This is a genomic window from Bacillus sp. VA15, assembly GCF_055721145.1.
The window spans coordinates 1-394 of record NZ_JBVQPQ010000051.1; the positions used below are offsets into that span (position 1 = coordinate 1).

Below are 394 nucleotides of genomic sequence, written 5' to 3' on the forward strand. Positions count from 1 at the left end.
GCTCCCATCTGTCCGCTCGACTTGCATGTATTAGGCACGCCGCCAGCGTTCGTCCTGAGCCAGGATCAAACTCTCCGATAAAGTAGTTTGACTGACTACGCACATCGCTGTGCGATTTTATAAAAAAATGAATTAACAGGTACGTTTTGTCTTGTTTAGTTTTCAAAGATCATTTCGTTTGTTCGCTTTGTTAAAGCAACTTTATTAGTATACAATGCTGCTTCTTCAAAGTCAACAACTTTTTTCTTTTTAATTACACTAACGTGTAATTGCTTGGCGGCGTCCTACTCTCACAGGGGGAAACCCCCGACTACCATCGGCGCTGAAGAGCTTAACTTCCGTGTTCGGTATGGGAACGGGTGTGACCTCTTCGCTATCGCCACCAAACAAATTG

At 44.2% G+C, this 394-nt stretch carries 2 rRNA genes; both read right to left on the reverse strand.

From position 1 onward, the window contains the following. A 16S ribosomal RNA gene (locus tag AC0DBE_RS21695) occupies positions 1-81 on the reverse strand; the annotation flags it as partial. A 190-nt stretch (positions 82-271) separates the two neighbouring features. Further along, positions 272-387: ribosomal RNA gene (gene rrf / locus AC0DBE_RS21700) — 5S ribosomal RNA — on the reverse strand. Between the last annotated feature and the right edge of the window lie 7 nt (positions 388-394).